This is a genomic window from Thermogemmatispora sp., from assembly GCF_019683635.1.
Classification (GTDB): domain Bacteria; phylum Chloroflexota; class Ktedonobacteria; order Ktedonobacterales; family Ktedonobacteraceae; genus Thermogemmatispora.
This window is the reverse complement of record NZ_JADGIA010000038.1, coordinates 1-21,703: the sequence shown is the minus strand read 5'-3', so window position 1 is coordinate 21,703 and position 21,703 is coordinate 1. Positions and strand designations below refer to the sequence as shown.

Genomic DNA, 21,703 nt, shown 5'->3' with positions numbered 1-21,703 from the left:
TCTATGATATACTATGTTCATCCCTACTCTCTACCCCGGCCTGCCACGCGCAAGCAGAAGCCTTTCGCGCTCAGCCTCCTGGTCGGCAGGGCCGGCCAGCCAACAGGAGAGCACGTCGGCTGGCAAGATCGGAAGAGAGCTAGCAAGCCAGGATGGTGGGGACAAGCGATGAGAACGGTTGTCACAAAGCGTCTGACGCCCAGCTACCTTCAACGGCTCTATCGCGAAAGCGGTCTGGAGGCCGGAGCAGCGGCCCTCACTGTCTTCCTGAGCCTCCTCTGGATGGCCCTGCGCCTGGGAGGCAGCCAGGCTACCGCCCTTTTTGCTGATACCATGTACTGCCTCTGCGCTCTAGGCGCCGCCACTCAGGCGGCCCTGACCGTCTGGCGGAGCCGCTATGGCCCCTTGCGCCTGACTTTTCGCTACCAGGCAGCCTGGTCGCTCGTCAGCATCGCTCTGCTGCTCGACGCCCTCGGCGGCCTGCTCTACTTCTATCGCGATTGGATAGGACAGGCCAACGCTCTCCCTTCTCTGGCCGACCTCGCCTTCCTGCTTAACTACCCACTGCTGATCAGCAGCCAGCTACTCATCCTGAGCGATTTCAAACTGAACCGCACTGTTCTCCTGATCTTGCTGGACTCGCTGATCACAACGCTCTGCCTGCTGGGAGCGATCTGGTTCTTTCTCGTCGGCCCCTCCTACGCTTCTCTGCATCAGAGCGGTATTGATCCGGTCACGTTGGGAATCAGCCTCAGCTATCCCTTCCTCGATCTGCAGGTCGTGCTTGCCAGCGCCATGCTCCTGACGTTGGTCCGCGTAGAGCGGCCTCTGCGTCCCTCGCTGCTGCTCCTTATCCTCGGCGCCTGCTCCCTGCTCTGGTCCGATAGCTGGTACTGCTACCTGGTGCTGCACCAGGCTTACGTCTCAGGGACGCCCTATGTCGATACTGGCTGGTTGCTCTTCTTTGCTTCGCTGGGCCTGACCGCCTCCTGGCACTACACTACGCTCGCCCGGCATGCCTACCGCCAGCAGGTCCCGCTCCGTGAGCTTAGCCAGGTCCTGAAGACGGATAGTCACGCCAGGGGCGACGAGGAATCTCCGGCGAGTGAGTACCCTTCCGATCATGTGCTGCTCTTCCAGAGCCTGCTGATCTATCTACCGTTCATCATCGAGATCGTGCTGACGCTCTATTCCAGCCTCATCCATGATGGTGTCCGGGCTGCCTTCCTCGATACGCTGACGGCAGCGGTAGCCATCTGTCTCTTCCTGCGCTATCTGCTGACCGATCGCCAGAATAGTGCGCTGCTGCGCGAGCGCGAAGAGCGTCGACAGGAGGCCGAGCGTCTGCGCCTGCTAACGGCCCAGCTCAGCGAGATTCTGGAGCTGAATCCTTTGCTGGAGCGCATCGTGAGCCTGGCACCCACGGCCCTGGGCTGTGAGGCAGCGCTGCTTTTCATCCAGGAGAAAGCTCCCTTTCCTGAGATGCCGGCCAGCGTGAAGGTCTATGTGACCGCTTCACCTGCCGGGCCAGCGATTCTCTGGCGCTTTGAGGGGCAGCACCTCGACGTCTGCACGATTCTACAGCCACGCGAGCTGGAGGTGCGCTGGCCAGCAATCACGACCGAGCATCTGCCCGCGGAGCTTGTGGCCTGGTCTACTCAGATGGGCATTCGCACGAGCCTGGTGATCCCCCTGCTGTATCAAGAGAAACATCTGGCCAATTTGATCTTCTGCAGCCGCTCAGATCGCTCATTCTCACCAACGCAGAAGACGATGGCGCGCACTTTCGCCGAGCAGGCCGCCACCGCGCTCGAACATGCCTTTCTGTATCAGGAGGCCCGCGAGCAGGAGGCTTTCGCCCAGGCGCTGGCCAATATCGCCACCCGCCTCAACTCGGCCATTGTCGAGCCGACGGAGATCCATCAGATTATCTGCCGCGAGGGCGCTAACGCTCTCGATGCTGACTATGTCCTGCTCTATACTCCCGATCAGCACGGCAGCCTGCTGCCCCAGGCCATTGCGGCCAGCGCCGGCGAGCCGTTCAGCGAGCTGAGCGAGTGGCCGGTGATCTACGAGCATGAGTACGAGGCCCAGGCGTTGGCCTCTCCCCAGCCGATGCTGATCCCCTTGACCCACTTCTATCAGCTTGACCCACCGCAGCCGCCAGCGCCGATGACGCTCCAGGCCCAGGCTCGGGCCGTTGCCGTGGGAGCAACGGTCTGGTCGCAGCACCCGCCGCGGCGGCAACGCATGCATCGCGCCCTCTCGCTGCGCGAGATGCTCGCCAGACGCTACGTACCGACAGCCATTCTGGCCCCTCTTTTCTCGCACAATGTGGCCGTCGGCTTGCTGGTCCTGGCGCGCTCGCTGCGTCCAGGCACTCAGGAGCGCCAGCCTCTGGGCCTGCCCGATCTGCCACGCGCCCAGGGCTTCGCCGAGCAGGCCGCCGTCGCCTATACCAACGCCACGCTCTACCAGCAGATCCGCACAGCTCATCAGCAGCTGCAGGAACTGGACCAGCTCAAGGACCAGTTCATGATCACAGCCTCCCATGAGCTACGCACTCCCCTGACCGCCGTTCAGGGCTATCTGGAGCTGCTGGCCCAGTACGATGAGATCCTCTCTCCCGAGCAGCGCCACGAGTTCTTGCATAAGACTCGCCTGGCCTGCGACGAGTTAGTGCTCCTGCTCAATAACGTCATGGACGCCAGCCGCCTGGAGGTCGACGCCGGCATTCGCCCGGCCCATATCGAGACGGTGGCAGTGGAGGACATCGTGCAGAGCGTTGTCGATATGATGGAGCCGCAACTCACCCAGGAGGAGCGGATCGTCTATCTGGATATCCCCCCCGATCTGGCAGTGCAGGCCGATCCGGTGCGCTTGCGCCAGATCCTGCGCAATCTGGCCATGAATGCGCTCAAGTACTCACCGCCTGGTACGCCGATCACCTTCCGCGCCCGCGCCTCGCTAGATGGCGCTTCACTACGGCCCTGTGCCTTGATCAGCGTCAGCGATCGTGGCAAAGGTATCCGTCCGGAAGATCAACCGAAGTTGTTCCAGCGCTTTGTGCGCCTGGAGAGCGACGTCAATAGTCCGATCCGTGGCTCTGGCCTGGGCCTCTACATCTCACGCCGCCTGGTAGAGGCAATGAGGGGGAAAATCTGGGTGGAGAGCAGCGGCGTACCGGGGGAGGGAGCGACTTTCACTATTGAGCTCCCCCTGATGGGCAACGGCCTCAACTAGCCAGCTCAGAGCCTGGAGCAGCCGCGAGGCCCCACCATTGCTTCTTCTATCGGCGCAACCTCAGCGTCTTTCACTCTATCTTATACTGGCGCCTGGCCAGGGCCAGGGAGGCATGGGCAGGCAGCGGAGAGTAGAGAGGACAGCGGAGAGAGAGACTATAACCTCTCCTTCTCTCTTTCGCCTGATCATCCGAACCGCTCATCTGGCCACTTGTCCCACTTGTTCCACTTGTCCCACTTGTCCCACTTGTCTCACTCGCCCGCCCGCACCAGCCTCAGGCACTCGCTTACTTTTTCTGCTCTTCCTTGGCGGCAGTGGCTTCTGCTTGCCTTTTCACCAGAGGGGGCACATGCTGCTCACAGAAGCGGAAAGTTCGCCCGCCGGAGAGCAGCTGAGCATAGGCTGCCGGCTCGCCGCAGGTATCGCAGCGGCCCACATGTGTTTTCACTGCTTTCATGATAAAAAAAGAGAACCTCCTTACCGCGGTCTATAGGCAGGTACCGACGCCACTCGCTGCGCAATCTCGGTGTGAGCGAGGAGGGCCAACGTGTACCGATCTTCAGAGAGGATTTGTCATCCTATATGATACCACACCAGCGCACCCTCCGCTTCTCTACCAGCAAGCTCAGCCTGAATCTTGTCTTATGTAAGAGCGCCCCAATCTTCTCTAGTCGGGCCGGCTCGCGAGCGGTTGCCTGGCGAGGAGCAGAGAGAGACAAAGCGAGCAACTTGCGCAGCAGCGCGCAGCAAAAAGTGCGAGAACCAGGTCCAAGAACGAACTTGCGAGCAGGCCGGGGCGCCAGTGAGAGGAAAGCGGGCATGAAGTGGGCGGGAGTAAACTAGAGGTAGTGGTGTCGGGTCACCTGTGGTGATCGTCTGGGTGCCAGCGCGCTCGTTGAGCCGGGTGCCTTCAGGCCAGCATGCCCGTGTGCTCCGAACCGGAGGCCGTTGAGCCGCGCCGCGCCGCGGCGCCCGGGGAGCCCAGGACAGGCTCCGGTTGCGCTCTGTTGCGTGCCACAGCAGAGGGTCCGTTGAGCCTGACCCTGCGCGAGGCTGCAGCGCAGAGTTCCGGCCCTGGCTCGTTGAGCCGGGCGCAGCCCTGCAGGCCAAGCCGACTGGCTCCGAGCCGTTAGACGATCACCACACCACGCCCACCTTGACGGGCCGGGCCGTGATCATCTGCGCTGGTCAGCGCGCCCGATGCGGCCCGTTGCCTGCTATCATCGGGCCTCCTGCATCAGTGTCCTCTTTCTTTCTTTCTTTCTTTTCTCTGAACGCTCTCTGCAGCTCGCGCTAGCCATCAGACCGGTCTGGGCTGGGATCAAGGGTCAGGGTAAGCGGTAGCATCGGCCTCGATCGCCATCTCTTCCGACATCGAGGCGGAGGGCGTCGGCGTTGGGGCCAGTAACGGCTCCTCGCCCGGTTCGCGCACACTGATCTCCAGGCGGCCCTCAATCGCCGTCACATGCACCACGCCCGGCTTAGGAATGTTCCCCATCAAAATGCGTAAACTGAGCGGCACGGTCAGCAAGCGCTCGATGGCCCGACGCAGAGGACGGGCCCCCTGGGTGCGGCTGAAGCCCTCTTTACAGAGCAGATCGATGGCGCTCTCATCAGCCTGCAAAGTCAATCCCTGCTCCAGCAAGCGCGAAGCCAGCTCATTCATCTGCAGGCGGGTAATCGCCCGCGCATGCTCCTGCGTCAAGGGGTGGAAGATGACCACCTCATCGATGCGGCTGAGAAACTCGGGACGGAAGGTTTGGCGCAGGCGCTCCATCAGCTGCTCGCGCTGCATCTCTTCCAGCGAGGTCTTGCTGGCGGCGCGGAAGCCGCTGGGTAGGGAGCGTCCCAGCATCTCGGTGCCTACGTTGGAGGTCATAATCCAGATGGCATGCTGAGCGTCGACCGTATGTCCCTGTGCATCGGTCAGGCGTCCGGCGTCGAAGACCTGCAGGAAGAGATCGAAGACCTCGGGATGAGCCTTCTCCACCTCGTCCAGCAAGACCACGCAGTGGGGACGGCGGCGCAGCTTGCCGGTGAGCTGCCCCTCCTGGTCGTAACCGATGTAGCCTGGCGGCGCGCCGACCATGCGCGAGACGGCATGCTTCTCCATGTACTCCGACATATCCACACGGATCAGATATTCATCGGAGCCAAAGACCTCGGCAGCCAAAGCGCGCGCCAGCTCGGTCTTGCCCACACCCGTCGGCCCCAGGAAGAGAAAGACCCCCGCGGGACGATTGCGCGGCTTCAAGCCGGCCCGCGCCACTTGAATCGCCTGGGTCACGCGCCGAATGGCCTCGTCCTGACCGATGACGCGCGCCTTCAGCCGACTCTCCAGGTTGAGCAGGCGATCGCGCTCCTCGCGGCCCGGCGCATTGACGGGAATGCCGGTGCGCGCGGAGATTACTTCGGCCACGGTGGCCGCCGTGATCACCGGCTCCTCGCCCAATTCATCGCGATTGTCTTGCTCGACCGATTCATCCTCTACCCAGAAGACTCGGGCCTGCGAGCAAGCTTCATCGAGGACACTGCAGGCTTTGTCGGGCAGGCGCAAGTTGGGCAGATATTGGACCGAGAGATGGACCGCGGCCTGGAGGGCTTCCTCGGTAATGCTGACATGGTGGTGCTGCTCGTAGAGTTCCCGCATCCCTCGCAGGACCTGCAGCGCCTCCTCCGGCGACGGCTCTTCGATGATGATCGGACGCAGGCGGCGCTCCATCGCCGCGTCTTTCTCGATCATGCGGTACTCCTGCGGGGTGGTAGCCCCGATACAGCGCAGACGGCCCCCAGCCAGCGCTGGCTTGAGAATGCCGGCGGCGTCGATGCTCCCATCCGCAGCCCGCCCGGTGCCGATCAGCAGGTGCATCTCATCGATAAAGAGAATGATATTGCCGCTGTTCTCGGCCTCTTCCAGCACCTTGAGCAGCCGCTCCTCGAATTCGCCGCGGTACTTTGTGCCAGCCACTAGCGAGCTGGCCGACAGCTCGATGAGGCGCTTGCCGCGCAGCTCTGGCGGTACGCGGCCCTCGACGATGCGCTGGGCCAGGCCCCCGACGATAGTCGTCTTCCCCACTCCCGAATCGCCGATCAGGATCGGATTGTTGCGATCCTTGAGCATCATCGTCTGCATGAGCAGACGCAGCTCTTTCTCGCGTCCGATGAGTGGGGGCAGCTGCTTCAGGCTGGCCTGGCGGGTCAGATCGCGGCCCAGACGCTCCAGAAGCGAGTTGCCAGCCCGCGGCGCCGGCTCGGCCAGGCTGAAGCCCGCGGGCATCTCCACCGCTGGCGGCTGATGCGGCTCCACAGAGGGGGCCAGTTCCAGCAAGGCATGGGCCTCGCTGGCCATGATTAACTCGATCAGTTGCTCGGGATTGATGCCGATCTGAGTCAGCAGGTTGTGAGTTACGCCATCGCCCTCGCTGAGTACGGCGCGCGCAATGGCGCGCTCGTCAATCATAGTGGCCCCGGCGCTGATGGCATTGCGCTCGGCGGTCAGCAGAATCTCCTTGCAGCGCCGCGTCGGCAGGATCGGCGTGTCACTGGTAGCCTTGCCGCTGCCCAGGGCACTGCGAATGACATCGCGCACCTGCTTGGGCGAGAAATTGAGACTCCGCAGAGCATCCTGGGTACAGCCTCCATCAAGCTTGGTAAGGGCGATGAAGAGATGGGGCGTCCCCAGATAATCCTTGCGCATACGCCGCGCCTCCGCCAGAGCAATGCTGAGCACCTCCTCCAGAAAGCGCCGGTCGAGGGCGTGCGACGAAGATGGCAGCGAGGGGATCAGTGGCTCTTCCTCCTCTTCAAAGATATCGACATAGTCGGCGGGATTGCGCTCGGGCAGCCCAATGCTCAAACGCAGCAGCGGGTCACCGTAAAGCTGGAAGGGAATCCAGGCCGCCTGCTCAGGCCGACGCTGGGCCAGCACGGCGCGACTGCGCCTGACCGCCTCGCCAATAGCTACCCCATCGCTCAACTCTTGATAGAGCAGGACGGCGAACTCCCGAATGCGTGCGGTCGGCAGCGGCCAGCGCAGGACCACGACCGCCCCCGCTCCGGCTTCGATCAGGCGTCGGGCCAGGCGCTGCAGCAGCTCCTCTCGCTCCGGCTGGCTGGCTGGCCCCGCTCCCATCATTGGCGCGGGCAGTCCGCTACCCCCACGCCCTCCTGAGCGCTCGCTGTCGTAGTGACTGACAAAGATCAGGGGACGCCGCGGCAAGAGTTGAAAGAGCTGGGCCGCCGCCTCGCCATCGAGACGCGAGCTGCCCGCCAGGGCCAGCGCCGGCTCGCCTGCCACCTGCAACGGCCCCGCCCCGGCATAGTGAATGATCTGCGGTGGCTCGCTGCTGATGCGCATGCGCATGTCCAGCTGATTAGCCTGCTGACGATAGAGAATCGTGCGCCCAATCGATTCGGGCAGGGCAGTGCACAGCGCAGCCACCTCTTCTTCTGCCGCACTGCGCTCACCCGTCGGATTGACGAGGAAGAGGACGGAGAGACCCGCCTGGTCGCGCCTTCCCATCTTGCGCTGCATCCGCTCCGTCAGCGGCGCCAGGCGCTCTTGCCGCGCCTCGCCCGCCAAGCGGCTCACGCTCAGCCGCTGACAGAGAAAGGAGCTTGGGCGGATGCTCCCATCAAAGCATAGCTCCCAGGGGATCTCGGGAGTGTTGGTGTCAAGCACGAGGGGGAGATCAAGGTGCCGCAGCGCCTCCTGCAGCGGCAACGGTAGCAGCTGCTCAAAGAGAAAGCGCCCCAGAGCCTGTACCGAATCGTTAACCGCGCCCAGCTTCATTGTCTGGCGCTTGCTCTCGGCCAGAGCCTGCGTCTGCATGTATTGAGTCACGGCCTGCAAACTGCGCCTGAGCCGCTCTTTCAGCTCAGGGGTGATCTCCGTGACATAGTCGCGCCCTTCCTTGCTACCTTCCCTGGCAGAATACTCAGGCAGGTCAAGCCGGAAACGATAGACGCTTTCAGTGCGTATGATACTCAAGAGCGCCGGCAGTTCCATGAGTTCTTCTCTTCTACTATCTTCCCAGATGAGCTAGCCCTGAGAATACAACCTACTGCAAGAGCAGTATATCCCAAGCATGAGTCGCTGGCAACAGTAGCTTTCTTCGTCTTCTCACCACACAAATACAGGGACTCTGCCGCATCTGTAGAACGAGGATACTACATACTGCATGATTGGTCAAGCTTTTCAGCATTTTAGAGACGTTACGGTGATCAAGGCTTACTCACCGGCAGACCGGCCTCAGTCGTGGTTAGGACAGCGTTCGCCATGCCGGTGAGTAAGCCTCAAGAGCGGGCTGGGCAGCGAGCGGCTAAACGCCGACGCGCGGGTAGCAGCTGCTCTGCGTGCTCGCCGCTTGTCCGTGGCCCTGGCTGCCGCCAGTGGACAGGCTGCGCGGCGTGATGAGCAGGTCGCTGCTCAGGAGGGTATCCACATGGGTCCCGGCAAGATTGAGCTGACTGCAGGGGTCAGGCGGCAGAATGGTGACATCCAGCTCCGGGTAGGTGCCCGCCTGGCGCTGGACCAGCAGGGCATAGTGACCCTTGTTGAGGGGAGGCACATACCAGGAGAGGGTGACGGTCATGGTGCAGTTCTTGGGCACCACTACCCAGCCGCCGAACATGGCCCGCCCCGGCACATCGCTGACGGTATTGGTCGGTGGCCCAACGCTGTCCAGCGGATGCCAGTCGCCCGGGTTCTCGTCGCTCAGGGTCGGCGAGGCCGCCCCCGGTTGATATTGCCCCGGCGGACACATCAGCTCGTCGTGCGGATAGACCACGGTCGCATTGCAGGCTGGCAGCGGCCCCCCACAGAGAGGGGTCCCGCTGTCAAAGCCGTCGCCGCTCAAGAACTTGCTGTTCGGTGGGACATAGATGCGTACGTAGTCGCGATAGGTATCGTAGCCGTACACCGGCCCGGTATCGGTATAGGCCAGACGGAGCTGGAGATAGTGGGTGGCTCCGCCGTTGGCGTCCAGCGTGACGACATCGTGAATGAGCGTCCGCACATACTGCGAGGCCTTGGTCGCGTTGAGGTTGGCCTGCACAATATAGAGGCCGTCGTGACTGGTCGAGCGGTCCATCTGGGCCCCATAGCCGTACTGGATGAGCAGCTGCTCGACACGTGGATCGGTGACATAGATCTCGATGTCTTTGGTTTTGAGATCGTAAAGGGCCTCATGAGCAATGGCCAGGATCTCGTCAGGAGGAGCATGACGGACACGATCCAGCAGGGTCTGGGCCAGACGCGAGGTGAAGAGCTTGCGGGCCTGACTGGAATCGTCAACATGCTGGACGATCTGCTGCTTGCGCACGCCCTCGCTGTCGAGCTGGTAGAAGTGGAGACGATCTTCGAGATTGAGGGCCGTGATGGTCTCATTGTAGCCCGGCACAGTAATGGGACCAATGACCTGCAAGACATGCTCGATGAAGAAGGGCGTTAAGCTGATGATGCCGTCAACGTGCCGCCCTGTCTCACGCTGGTAAGCCTGGATGGCCAGCTGCCCGGTGGTGGGGAAGTCCGCCGAGAGGTTGGAGTCGCGCAACCCCCAGTTGGCGAAGGGCCACCAGGAGCGATATGGTTCGGGGGCAAGCTGGCCCAGCGTTGGGCTGCTGGCGGTGTATTCGACAAAAGAGATGTCTTTGAGCGAGAAAGGTGCGATTCGGCCCGCATTAACGGTCAGCTCGCCATACTGACCGGTGAAGCCGCCAGATGGCCGCAGCTCCGAGCGGTCCATCGTCTGTACCAGATAGGTGCGCGGTTTGTCCACTCCCAACAACCAGCCTGCAGCGTCCAGGAGCTGGCGCGCCTGGCTCAGGCTCTGCTGGAGCACAGGGAGTATCTGCAGTACCTGCTGCACCTGCTGCCGCTGGCTACTGCTGAGGGGCAAGGCCGCCAGCGAGAGATTCTGACTCTGTGTCTCGATGTCCCGCAACGAGGGCATGATATTGTCGATCGTTGCACCCAACAGGCTGAGCATATCTTGAGTGACCAGCGGCTTGCTCGAATTGCTGAGGAGGGGCCCCTGGAAGTGCGGGGCCAGGCTCTTGGCCACTGGGATGAGCTTGAGGCCAATGGCGCTGACGTCAACGCCGATCTGGGTCGCGGCCCGCGCCGAGCTGACCTGTAGCCGATATTGCGGTAGGAAGGCAAGAACGGTATGGATGAGAGCAGAGTGGTCAATAGTGTCTCGCGCCTCGGCGAACGATTGTTGAGCCTGCTGTAGCTCCTGGGCAGCCTGGTTCAACTTGTCTGCCTCGAAGAGGCTGGAGGGGTGGGCTTTGGCGCCGTTGAAAATAGTTTTGAGGGCGAGCAGGTGCTCAACGCCGGCGGAGGCCTGCCCGCGCAGGGTGCTATAGGTCAGATAGGCCTGCAATCCTACGACCAGCCCGCTGACAATGGGCAGGCCGATGCCCAGCAAGAGGATAGCGAGAAGCACCAGCGCCTTGAGGCGTTGCCGCCCTGTACCATAACGCGCCTGCTTCCAGAGGCGTCCTGGCCACTGAGGAGGACGCAGACCACGAGCGGAGCGGCGTCGTGTCCTCACTTCCTCCCGGGCCGCGCTCTTCTGTTTGCGCTCCGTCGGCTGCTGAACATGGGGAGCAGGCGCCTGGGCTACCGGCGGTGCGGCTTGCTGCTCACCTTGCCGGATAGCCACACCTGCAGTAGCCAGGGGCAACGTTTCGGCTTCGGCCAGGGGGGAGGTCGCAGCGGTCACTGTTGCGGGGGCGCTGGCCAAAGGCAGGGTCTCGGCTTCGCTGAAGGCAGCCTTGCGCCCCTCCTCGGCAGGCTCTTCGGGCCTGCTCTCTGGGGCCATCGGCTCTGGCCCCGGCTTGTCAGCAGGGTCCGGGGCCGCCGTGGGGAAAGTCACCGGCGCCGGTCCAGCACGCAACAGAGAGGACCAGGCTGCCGCTGCGCGCTCGATGGCGGCCCGCGCCTCATCGCTGGCACGCTGCTCCACGGCCCGGGCCGCGGCCATGCTTTGAAGCTTGACCGTGTCTTCGTCCGCCAGGCTGCTCGCCGTCGCCTCTACCTGCGCGCCTTCTCCTTTCGCTGCTTCCTCGGACGGAACGGGGCTGGTCAGGGCTGGCTCCTCTTGCGGGTCGCGTTGATCCGCTGCTTCCTCACGCTTTGGGTGGTTACTATTTATAAGCATATCAGACATGGATTACCTCAGAAGAACCCCGGGCAGCTTGATATCAATATACACAAAATCTATTATCATGTACCGGTGATGCTTTTTTGACAGCTTGATCAGAAGGGTAAGAGAGTCCCCTCTCTCCCTGAGTATAACGTATGGTGAACAGGCATTGTTGCTTTTTCAATCTGGGGTCCTGTTCTGCCGGGGAAGCTGCCCAGCGCACTGGGGCTGAGTCGCCACATTCCGAGCAGGGCCTCGGGTCAAACCTGACGCTCGCCATTGAGTCGGCGTGTGCTCAGATCCAGGCGCCGCGTTGGCCTGCCGCGGGCACGGGCGGCGGGTGGGTAGTAAGGAGTGGCAGCAGTGATGATGTCGCCGACACGCGCAAGTACCTGCAGGTAGCGTGTGCCGGAGCGATGGTAATGGGCGAAGAGCATCAGCAAATGATGGATCAGAATATCAGCCTCATCGGTATGGCGCTCCAGCGTGATCTGTCCGCCAATGGCCTCCTCGCCCTCGCGCAGCACGGCCTCCTCGCCTTGTTCGTCCAACAGCAAGCGGCGGGTATCGCGGCGCGGGCGGGACGGCCAGAGAAGCAAGGCTACTACCCGCCCCTTGAGGCGCTGCTCACGCAGACGTCCGGCCAGATAGCTGCCCAGCTTGTGGATCGCCGCGCAGGTTTCGTCGGCGTCTGCGGCATGCTGGAAGCGAATGCGCGCATTCTGGCTCAGCGGCGGCGCATCGGGGATCACCAGGCTGTAGTCCTCACCCTGAGCTAGCTGATGGAGCCAGCGCCCGAGACGGCCCAGGCGCCGCTCCAATCCCTCGGGAGCAAGAGGGGCCACCTGCGCAAAGGTCGTGATGCCGAAGTCACGCAGATGAGCGACTAGCTCGGCCAGCTCTTCAAGATCAAAGCGCTCGGCCCGGCTCTCCAGCTCGGCAGCCGCCGAACGCAGGCCGCTTCCTTCGCTCTCGCCCTCGCGCCCGCCCAGGACACCAGGCTCGCTGCCATGCAGCTGCAGCAGCAGTGAGAGGGGCAGCGACTGGACGAAGGAGGCCTCGCGACCCGGCGGGATATAGAGGATACCCTGGCGCCCATCCTTGCGACTCATGAGCGCGGCTAGCTCGGCGACGGTTTTGCCGTTGGCGATGCCGATCAGGGCGGTCAGGCCAAGAGCAGCGATGTCGCTGCTGAGCTGCTGCGCCAGGCGAATCGGCGAGGTAACGGGCTGTGGGCTGCCGCTCAGGTCGATAAAGGCATCAGCCAGGGGCACAGACTCGACGATGTGCGAACAGGCGCGATAGTACTCACGCAAGCGCTGCAGCACCGGTTGATAGCGATCGTAGGAGGCTGGCAGGAAGAGCGTACGCGGGGCAAGACGGTAGGCCCGACGCAAGGGCATGCCAGGAACGATGCCCAGGCGCACCGCGGCAGGGGAGGCATCGATGACCCGGCCTGGCTCGTTCGGGCGTCCCGTACCGGTGCCTACGACGAACGGCAGGCCACGCAGCGAGGGATTGGCTATTTCCTCCAGCGTACAGTAAAAGTGCCGAATGCGTACATGCATGATCCCTTGACGCGGGAGCGCCTGCTCTGAGGCCGCTCCTCGCTCTGCCGAGGCCGGCGCCCCCACAGGTGCACGTGGAGGACGCATCGCTGCCTGCTCCCCAAGGATTGACGGATTCAACGTCCCTGACTGATCGTGCTCCATAGTAGCCTTCTGCTCAAACTAACCTCTCCCAGTTTAGATTATACGCTACAAACAGGCTATTTCCAGCCCATCTCTTCAGCCAGGTTGACCAGCACAGGCTTCCTGACTGGTCCCGGCCCTGACAAGCTCTTCTTTGGAACTTGGAGCCGCCGAGGCGGGCAGCTGGTGCTCTTCAAGAGCCGCCGCCTCACCCCGTTCAGCTCCGCCAGAAAATATGGTAAGCTGTTCGTGGGGCGCATTCGCCCAGACCAGGCAGCCCACCTGTCTCCTGCCTCACCAGCAGCGAGCGCTGGCGCTGACAGTGTCACAGATGCGGTAGAGCGCGCATGCTCAGATTGGAGGGTAAGACACGATGTCTATGCTTCAGAACGAGACGTTCAGCAAAGTGGGGAGAGAGGCGAGAGCAACTTTGGGCGGTTTCAAAGCTTTTATCTTGCGCGGCAACGTGGTTGATCTGGCCGTTGGTATCGTCATCGGCGCCGCTTTCACCAACTTGGTCAACGCCATCGTTAGCGGACTGATTACTCCCCTGATCGGCCTCTTCGGCGGTTTCGATTTTTCGCGCCTGAACGCGGGCCGCTTCGCTTTCGGTACGGTCATCAATAGCGCTGTCAGCTTCCTTATTGTGGCGGCGGTGCTCTATTTCCTGATTGTTTTGCCAGTCAGCAAGCTGATGGCTCACCATAAGAAGGGCGTGCCGGAGGAGAGCGCCACGCGCGAGTGCCCCTATTGTTTGAGCAGCATTCCAGCGGGAGCCCGCCGCTGTGCTTACTGCACCGCGGACCTGGCCCAAAGCGAGCCTTCTTCGGCTCCGGTGGCTGGCGCTTGATGCTCTTTTCTTGCTCACCTGGCCAACGAGCCAGTGTCTGAGCCGGATCTTCCTTTGCTCTGGTTGAGAGGGGGTATTTTCTGTCTCCTCCCTCGCCTGGCAGGAGATTCGTGCTATACTAATCTACGGAATCCGAGGGCAATGCAAAGCGTGTGATCAGGTGAACGCCAGGTCAAAGGCAGGGCAGAGCCAGAGCCGCACGCCTGAGCCAATGGTGGCTCAGCCACGGCCTGACCGAGAGCAGCCCAATCTGCTCTGCTCTCTTTTCGCACGGCGCACGGAGGACTGGCGTGGCCTGGTCACTTCTGTGCTAGGCCGGTCGTGGATTCGCTAGACCCACAAGCCCCTGGAGAGGCGGCCTGACTTAGTTCTTTGTTGAGGAAGGAAACGGAGCGCTTAGGATGTCATCGTCATCTGCGTCGGGGCCACTACGGCTGGAAGACTGGATTAGAGATATTCCCGATTTCCCCCAGAAGGGCGTTCTCTTTCGCGATATCACGCCCCTTCTGCAAAATCCCGAGGCTTTCCGCGCCGCCATTGATCGCCTGGCAGCCCATTACTCCGGTGCGGGCATTCAGACTGTCGTTGGCGTCGAATCCCGAGGCTTTATTTTCGCTGCTCCCCTGGCCTACTTGCTCGGCTGTGGCTTCGTCCCAGTGCGCAAGTTTGGGAAGCTGCCAGCGAAGACGGTCAGCGTGGAGTACGCTCTGGAGTATGGCACCAATATTGTAGAGATGCATACCGACGCCATTAAACCAGGCGAGCGGGTGCTGATCGTCGATGACCTGCTGGCCACCGGTGGCACCGTCTCGGCGGCGATGGAGCTGGTCGAGAAGCTGGGCGGCCATATCGCTGGCATTGCTTTCCTGGTCGAGCTGACCTATCTGAAAGGCCGCGAGCGCCTCAAGGGCTACGATGTCTTCGCTCTGATTAAGTATTAATAGGGCGGCGAGCCAGCCGGGCTGGAGCGGAGAGGAGTACCCAAGACCGGCAGACGAGCAGGCCAGAGGCGCCACGTTCGTTCTTCTCTCCCTCCGCCATGCTTCAAGATCGCCGGACGCGTGGGAAGCCAGGGCGCTTGCCAGTGGTCTCTCTGCTCCCGCACCGCAGTGGAGCGACAACTTCCCTCACGCACTTTGTCTCTATCTACCCGCCTACTTGTCTGTCTGTCTGTCTGCCTGGCTGGCTGAGCATCCTCAATCGCCAGTGACTGCGCTCGCCGCGTTGCACTGTTAGTTAGATGGAGCGTCTCCCTCCGGCGATGAGTTCAACGAGGAGCAAGAGGAGCAAGGCCCCAAGAAAGGCAACTAGCGTCGTTCCGAGAAAGTGAAACGTTTCGTTGATGCCCAGCAAGCTCATCAGAAAGCCGCCGATGACGGCCCCTACCAGCCCGACGCAGATGTCGAGCAGACACCCCAATCCGTGCCCACGCACCAGCTTTGCCGCCAGGAAACCCGCTATCAGTCCGACCAACAGCCAGGCGAGTAGCTCGCCCGGATAGAGGTGGATGTGACCCAGGCCCGGGTGAAAGCTAATTCCATCCATCATGAAAGGCTCTTTCTCTCCTTCTGCTGATGTTTTGCGCTGCCCGGCGCCGGAGGCCGGGGCGGAAGCACGACCGCCAAGAACGCGCAGCCTGCCCGCCCCGCCGGCTGGTGCAACTCACCAGCCCGGGCAACGGTTGCCACGCCTCTGGCGGATATGATACCCTACGAAGGCATGGCTCTTTCCTTCGCTTTTCTCCACTTCGCTCTACGTATGAGGACGACAGGAGTCGCAGACAATGTCTTCCAGGCCCGATCTCTCTCAGAACGCTGCTCGCTCTACCGATAGGCTGGGAGACGGGCCGCCGGGAAACCCCCAAGGGGACCGCGGCAGCAGACAGAACCTCTTGAGCTGGTTGCAGCTTCCTCGCGATGTCTATCTGCTGCTGTTCTATACCCTTGGTAAGGGTTTCCAGCTGACAATTGGGACGCTTGATATCAATTACTATGCCCATAGTCTGGGCTATCAGCCGGACTTTATCGGGCTGCTGAGCGCGCTGCCCGCCATTGGCTCACTGATCAGTGCGGTCCCCGTTGGCATGCTGGCCGATCGGCTGGGCTACAAGCCGGTGCTGCTGGCCTCGGCTTTATCGATGCCTTTCTTTCTGGCCATGATCGGCCTGACCTCGGCGGCCCCGCTGTTGCTGCTGGCTGCCTTCCTCCAGGGGATAGCTTCGACGGCTTATTGGGTGACAAACGTTCCTCTGCTGATTGAGAAGACCAGTGAGGAGCGGCGAGTGGGCGTGCTGGCCCTCAATAGCTTTGTGCTGTTGGGCGTAGGGTCTTTGGGCAATCTGCTCGGCGGGGCTATTCCCGAGCTGGTGGCCCGCCTGTTGCAGGTGAGCGCTAATAGCGCTCTGGCTCTGCGCTGGGGTGTGCTGAGCGCTTCGCTGGTGAGTCTGCTCTTCGGGCTACCCCTCTGGTGGCTGCACTCTGCCCCTCCGCGGGCTTCCCGCGCCGGAACGGCCCCAACGACCACCGCACTGCAGGCCCCCAGCAGGCCCTCCACTGGCGAGACCAGAGAGCGTTTCCCTCTGACAGTCTTTGCTCAGCTCCTGGTGCCCGATCTGATTTTCAATATGGGCGAGGGGGCGGTCATTGCCCTGATCCAGCTCTTCTTTGTGCTGCGCTTCTCCTTGCTGCCAGGAGCACTCGGGCTGATTTTCACCATCTCTGGTCTGGCCGGCGGCCTCTTTTCGCTCACGGCCCCGCTCTTTGTGCACCGCTGGCGTAAGATCAAGATCATCACTACGGTGATGTATACCAGCGCTCCATTGATGTTACTGATCGGCTATTCGCCAATCTTGTTAGTCGCCGTGCTCGGCGAGTACACCCGCTCCTTTCTGCGCCTGCTGATCGAGCCGGTCTATACGGCCTTTGCGATGGAGCAGGTTTCTGAGCGCTATCGCGGAAGGCTGAGCGGCTTCTATTCGATGACCTGGAGTATTGGCTATAGCCTGGGGCCAACGGTGGCCGGCTGGCTCCAGACCTATGTGAATCTCTCCGCCGCCTTCCTCTTCGCCGCTGTTTGCCTGGTGATCGCCGCCAGTCTGCTACTGGCGGCCTTTGGAGGCCGGCCTGTGGGCGCACCTGAGCCGAGATGAGCTGCGATGTGTAGTGAAGGCCACCCAGACGGGGGAGACACCGGCGCAGTGAGACCAGGTGTGGCCAGGAGAGAGTTTCTTCCTGCTGTACTGCGGCTAACGATGACAGGAACGCCAATTTTGGGGTATCATTATGAGAGGTTAATCGAAGGAATGGAGCCTGCAGCATGCAGGTACCTTTCTCATCCCTTGCTGCTTGCATGAGCAATGCGCTCTCTTTCCTCTGACTCGGGTAGAGGGTAGCAGAGAGGCATAAGGTCTTTTGGGGGAAGCAGGCTTATGCCATCGGCAGCTATCGCAGCCATTGCTGATCGAGCCGGGATAGCGATCGTTGGGACAGGAGCCACTTCTGATGAAACCAGGTCAGGCCACTTCTTCTCCAGCTGTAGAGACCACTCGCCAGAGTGAGCATCAGGGAACGGGGATAGAGGCGAGGAGGGGGGCCGAGGTCAATGGCTCCCGTCCAGCGCTGGCGGAGGCGCCCACGGTCGCCGGGCAGGTTGCCCTTCTCACGCCTTTGCCAGTGCCAGCTCGCTCCTCCAGGCTCGCCCTGGTGCCAGCGGAGGGCTGGCTGCCACTGGGACTGGTGGCGGTCGCGCTCTCAGCTCTGATGGCGGCAATCATCTCGGCCAATTGGGTGACCGGAACCTGGATTCTTCTGTGGAGCGCCCCTTTGGGCCTGCTGGTCGGCTTCCTCGTGGCGAAGAGCCGTTCATTGTCCCAGCCACTGCTCCATCTTTCGGCCTTCTTCTTCGGCTACTGGGTGGCTTTTGCTCTGACGGCGGGCGCTGCCCTGCACATCTCCTGGACAATGCTGCTCTCTGATCTGCAGGCGATGGTGAGCAGCGGCGCTGGCCCTGGCCTGGCAGTGGTCTCCAGCGAGCATATTTTTCTGCTTTACCTCTGTTTCCTCAGCTTCTTTTTAGGCTATCTGGGAAGCTGGCTAACCTATCGCGCACGCCTGCCCTGGTTGGTGGCATTGACCTACTGCTCGATTATGCTGGTCAATCTCCAGTACAGCCGCCAGGCTTCGCCCCTGCTGCTGCCGGTCATGCTCGGCGCGCTCCTGTTGCTGATTGGCCGCCTCCACCTGGCGACGCTGCTCGACGACTGGCATAGCCTGGGCCTCTCCGCCGATCGTTCCTGGTTACGCTCTCTGCTTGGGCGCAATCTGGCGCTGACCTCTCTGCTCATGCTGCTCTCCCTGCTGCCTGCGCTGCTTCTTCCTCCGCTGATGCAACCCAGCTGGGGAAGCCGTTTCTGGGAGGAGCTGAACACGCTCGCAGGCACCCTGCTGCATCAACGCCTGACTGGCTCAGGCCCCTCGGCACAGACACCCTTGCTGGACACGACGGTTTTCTTCGGCGATCGTCTGACGGTCAGCGGTTCGGTCTCTCTGCCAGCGGGGAGCGTGCTGGAATATAGCGGTAGTGCGGCCCCGGCCTATCTGGAAGCTGTGACCTATAACCAGTTCGATGGCCATAGCTGGACGTCGACGACGCAGACTGCGGTCACTCGCTTTGCGGCGGGGCAGCCGCTCCCCCCCGATACGGCCTCTGGCCATTATCGAGAGGTCAGCGCGCAGGTCCACCTGCTCCAGGCTCCTCAGAGTAAGCACAACTATCTGTTCGCCCCACCTCAGCCGGCCCGCTTCAGCGTCCCGTCTATGACCTACGGCGATGGCCTGGTCAGCGCCTGGGCTCAGCAGGAGCCGCTGCGTTCCGGTGAGCGCTATACGGTGCTGGCGCGAGCGCCAAAGATCGACGCAGCCGCGCTGGCCCGCATCCCTTTGCTCTCAGCGAACCCACGCTTCTGGCAAAGCGATCCAGCCCTGCCTGTTCTGGAGCGCGACTATCTGCAGTTGCCGGCCAGCCTGCCCCACAAATTGATGCAGACGGCGCTGGAGTGGACACGTGGCACGAGCAACGCCTTTGAGGCTATGCAGATGCTGGAGAGTCATCTGAGCGATCCGCGCCAGTTTAGCTATTCGATCAACAATCCGCCGATCCCCGCGGACACCGATGTGGTGAGCTGGCTACTGCAGACGCGCACTGGCTATTGTACCTACTATGCAAGCGCCATGACGGTGATGGCCCGCTTGTTGGGCATGCCGGCACGCATTGTAGTGGGCTTTAGCCAGGGCCACTTCGATGCCGGGCGCCAGGTGTGGGTGGTCAATGGCAGCGACGCCCATAGCTGGGTTCAGATCTATTTCCCTGGCCAGGGCTGGATCGATTTTGATCCAACTCCCGGCTTCACTCTCGGGCCGGCCTTCTCGGGAACACCAGCCCCTTCATCTTCGCCCTCGGTCTCCAATGGCTCCACTGCCACAGCAGGCAGCCAGCCCAGCCAGGAAGGCTCTCTCGCCCCCTCAGCGTCCGACCGCCGCGCTGAGACTCCCCGCGACCCACTCCAGCGCGCGTTGTCATCTCCCTGGCTGCTGCCGACGCTGCTGGCCTCAACGGGCCTGGGTCTGCTGCTGGTGCTGGCCATCGGGGTGAGCATCGGAAGGCGCCAGCGCGATCGCCAGTTGAGTCCGGTGGCGCGGCTCTTCTGGCGCTTATGCCGCCTGGCGAGCCTGGCCGGCTTCCGACCACGCTCCTGGCAGACGCCATACGAGTACAGCGCAGGGTTGAGCCGCGTGATGCCGGAGGCCACCTTGCCGCTGCGTCAATTGACCGAGCTATTTGTGCGCGAGCGCTGGGCCCCTCCCTACGAGCTACCCGGCACTTCCGACAGCTCCGAGCTGGAACGCCTCTGGCCGCCTCTGCGCCGCAGTCTCTGGCGCCTCTGGCTGCGCCGCTTCAGCTGAGGCCAGCCTTCTTTCCCCTCCTGCCTGCCACCAAATGATCGTGAGATATGAAGTTACCGCCGCGTGTTACCAAAGATCGTATGAAACGTTCTCTTAGACAGAAAGTGTTTTGAAAGCAGCAGCAAAGAGAACGGTGGATGAGGAAGTGGAAGTGGACGTGGAGAAGAGGTCTGAGCGAGGCAGAAACCAGGTCGACGCCGCCGAGTGGGCAGAGCAGTCTCTGTCTTTGCCAATTGTGGAAGGAACGTGTGGTTGGGGCCGACTCTTCCAGCTCTACCCTGATCATCTGCGGGTTCACGGGGCCGTCTACGAGCTGCGCCACCTGACGCAGATCCGCCCGATCTATCGCTCTCTGCTGGGCCTACCCTCGGCCCGTCTGGAGTTGACCTTTGGCCAGCAGCGCGTGATTCTGCGCGGGATTGCGGCGGTGGAGGATGTGCGTAAGATGGTTGATTATCTGCTGCGCACCTGTCCGCAGGCGCGCTTGCTGGCGACCTCTGGCCATGAGCCTGAGCCAGCGCCCATCGAGTCCGAGAGAACCAGCGCTGACCCGGCAGAGACGGCTGCCCCTGCGACCGAAAGAGAAACGCCGACAGCCCTGATGCGCGCGCTGGCGCCGACAGGCTGGCAGATGGCTCGCCGGGAGCTGCTGCAGCGCCGCCAGGCTCGCCTTCAGGAGGAGCGTGAGCGCCGCCAGGAGATCACGCTCTCCCGACAACACGGACGGCGTTCCCCATTGAAGGACCCGCTACCACCTGTCCAGGTCCCCGTTCGCCTGGCCTTCGGCGAGCGCGCTTACTATTGCTGCCAGGCAACACTCTGCAATGAGCAGCTCCGGCCCTTCGCTCCCCCGGAGGAGGCCGTACGCGACCACGGTCTGCTCATTCTGACCGATCGCCGTCTGATCTACCTGGGGCGCCGCTGCCAGATTCTGCTTGGCTACGACCATTTGCTGCAGGTGATCCGCCAGCGCAATGGGGTGGCCTTCCTGGCAGATCACTGGCGGCGTCGCGAGCTGTTCACGATGCGCCGCCCCCTGGAATGCGTGCTTTGTCTGGAGAAGCTGCTGTGGCGCTTTCAGCAGGAGCGCCAGCTCTCGACGTTGATGAGCGTCGAGTTGGAGGAGCAGGGCGAGGAAGAGACCAGCCCCAATCATGAGGCCAGCCAGCGAGAGCGCCGCGTCGGCAGCGAGCCGGTGACACGCTAGCCTGGCAGGCGGGCAGTGAGCGGTGGAGAAGAGGCGAGGAGAGGAGCAGGCATCAGCATGCTGGATACGGTAATGGCGCTGTGGAACCGCGGCTGTGCTTTGCGCTTTCTGCTGCTCACTCTGTTGGCACTAGTGGCGCTACTGAGCTGCGGCCTGCCGCTCTGGCTGGGCAGCCAGCAAAGTCGGCCTGTCTCCTCTCAATCAGAGGGAGCACTGGCGGCCCAAACGCAGGGGCACATTGCCGAAAGCACCATGACGGTTCCTCTACCGCCTAGTGTGACGCCGCCGAGCCAGGGTGGTCCCTCTCAGTCAGGAAGCAGCCTGAGTTTTCCACCCTTCCCGCCCTGCGGTAGTCCTCTGACCATGCCGCAGCCGGGACCAACGGCCCTGCCTGTGGTCACGCCGACGGTACGCCCGCAGCCGCATCCCAGGCCACGGCCCCAGCCCTCCCCATCGCCCTCACCGCAACCGCAGCCCTCGCCGACACCGGCGCCCACGCTTACCCCAACACCTACGCCTACGCCCGAGCCTTCTCCCACGCCTCTACCGACGCCAACACCTACACCAGCACCGTCACCTACCCCCACCACTACCCCAACACC

The 21,703-nt window shown here is 62.4% G+C and carries 11 protein-coding genes and 1 pseudogene; 7 read left to right on the top strand and 5 right to left on the bottom strand.

Annotated elements, in window-relative coordinates:
• Positions 1-168: 168 nt before the first annotated feature.
• Complete coding sequence (locus IRZ31_RS06560; protein WP_297151294.1) at positions 169-3,243, top strand: GAF domain-containing sensor histidine kinase; 3,075 nt, start codon at positions 169-171, stop codon at positions 3,241-3,243.
• A gap of 286 nt (positions 3,244-3,529) precedes the next feature.
• Here IRZ31_RS06560 and IRZ31_RS06555 read toward each other — a convergent pair whose 3' ends face one another.
• From IRZ31_RS06555 to IRZ31_RS06540, 4 genes are all read right to left on the bottom strand, one after another.
• The gene (locus IRZ31_RS06555; RefSeq protein WP_170293180.1) at positions 3,530-3,700 is read right to left on the bottom strand and encodes a hypothetical protein; all 171 of its coding nucleotides are present in this window, start codon (positions 3,698-3,700) and stop codon (positions 3,530-3,532) included.
• Between the two features lie 864 nt (positions 3,701-4,564).
• Entirely contained in the window at positions 4,565-8,251 is a 3,687-nt protein-coding gene (locus IRZ31_RS06550) for an AAA family ATPase (RefSeq protein WP_297151288.1), read from the bottom strand.
• A 313-nt stretch (positions 8,252-8,564) separates the two neighbouring features.
• Positions 8,565-11,408 carry a DUF4012 domain-containing protein gene (locus tag IRZ31_RS06545; protein ID WP_297151285.1) on the bottom strand — a complete coding sequence of 948 codons (2,844 nt, stop codon included), beginning with the start codon at positions 11,406-11,408 and terminating at the stop codon, positions 8,565-8,567.
• A gap of 245 nt (positions 11,409-11,653) precedes the next feature.
• Positions 11,654-13,105 carry a hypothetical protein gene (locus tag IRZ31_RS06540; RefSeq protein ID WP_297151282.1) on the bottom strand — a complete coding sequence of 484 codons (1,452 nt, stop codon included), beginning with the start codon at positions 13,103-13,105 and terminating at the stop codon, positions 11,654-11,656.
• A gap of 352 nt (positions 13,106-13,457) precedes the next feature.
• Between IRZ31_RS06540 and mscL the strand changes: the two genes are divergently transcribed.
• Together mscL and IRZ31_RS06530 are read left to right on the top strand one after the other, a co-directional pair.
• Complete coding sequence (gene mscL / locus IRZ31_RS06535; RefSeq protein ID WP_297151279.1) at positions 13,458-13,934, top strand: large conductance mechanosensitive channel protein MscL; 477 nt, start codon at positions 13,458-13,460, stop codon at positions 13,932-13,934.
• A gap of 401 nt (positions 13,935-14,335) precedes the next feature.
• Positions 14,336-14,875: an adenine phosphoribosyltransferase gene (locus IRZ31_RS06530; RefSeq protein WP_052890092.1), complete on the top strand. Its 540-nt coding sequence runs from the start codon at positions 14,336-14,338 to the stop codon at positions 14,873-14,875.
• A gap of 295 nt (positions 14,876-15,170) precedes the next feature.
• On the opposite strand, the gene IRZ31_RS06525 is transcribed toward IRZ31_RS06530, so the two are convergent.
• On the bottom strand, positions 15,171-15,482 hold the full coding sequence (locus IRZ31_RS06525) for a GlsB/YeaQ/YmgE family stress response membrane protein (protein WP_297151273.1): 312 nt from the start codon (positions 15,480-15,482) through the stop codon (positions 15,171-15,173).
• 235 nt (positions 15,483-15,717) lie between these two features.
• Between IRZ31_RS06525 and IRZ31_RS06520 the strand changes: the two genes are divergently transcribed.
• The 4 genes and pseudogenes from IRZ31_RS06520 to IRZ31_RS06505 all read left to right on the top strand — a co-directional run.
• Positions 15,718-17,082 (top strand): MFS transporter, encoded by a 1,365-nt coding sequence (locus IRZ31_RS06520; protein ID WP_297151270.1) that lies wholly within the window; start codon positions 15,718-15,720, stop codon positions 17,080-17,082.
• Between the two features lie 352 nt (positions 17,083-17,434).
• Positions 17,435-19,894, top strand: a complete 2,460-nt coding sequence (locus tag IRZ31_RS06515; protein WP_297151266.1) for a transglutaminase domain-containing protein — start codon at positions 17,435-17,437, stop codon at positions 19,892-19,894.
• Between the two features lie 226 nt (positions 19,895-20,120).
• Complete coding sequence (locus tag IRZ31_RS06510) at positions 20,121-21,101, top strand: hypothetical protein (RefSeq protein ID WP_297151263.1); 981 nt, start codon at positions 20,121-20,123, stop codon at positions 21,099-21,101.
• A gap of 57 nt (positions 21,102-21,158) precedes the next feature.
• A pseudogene (locus tag IRZ31_RS06505) lies at positions 21,159-21,703 on the top strand (hypothetical protein); the annotation flags it as partial.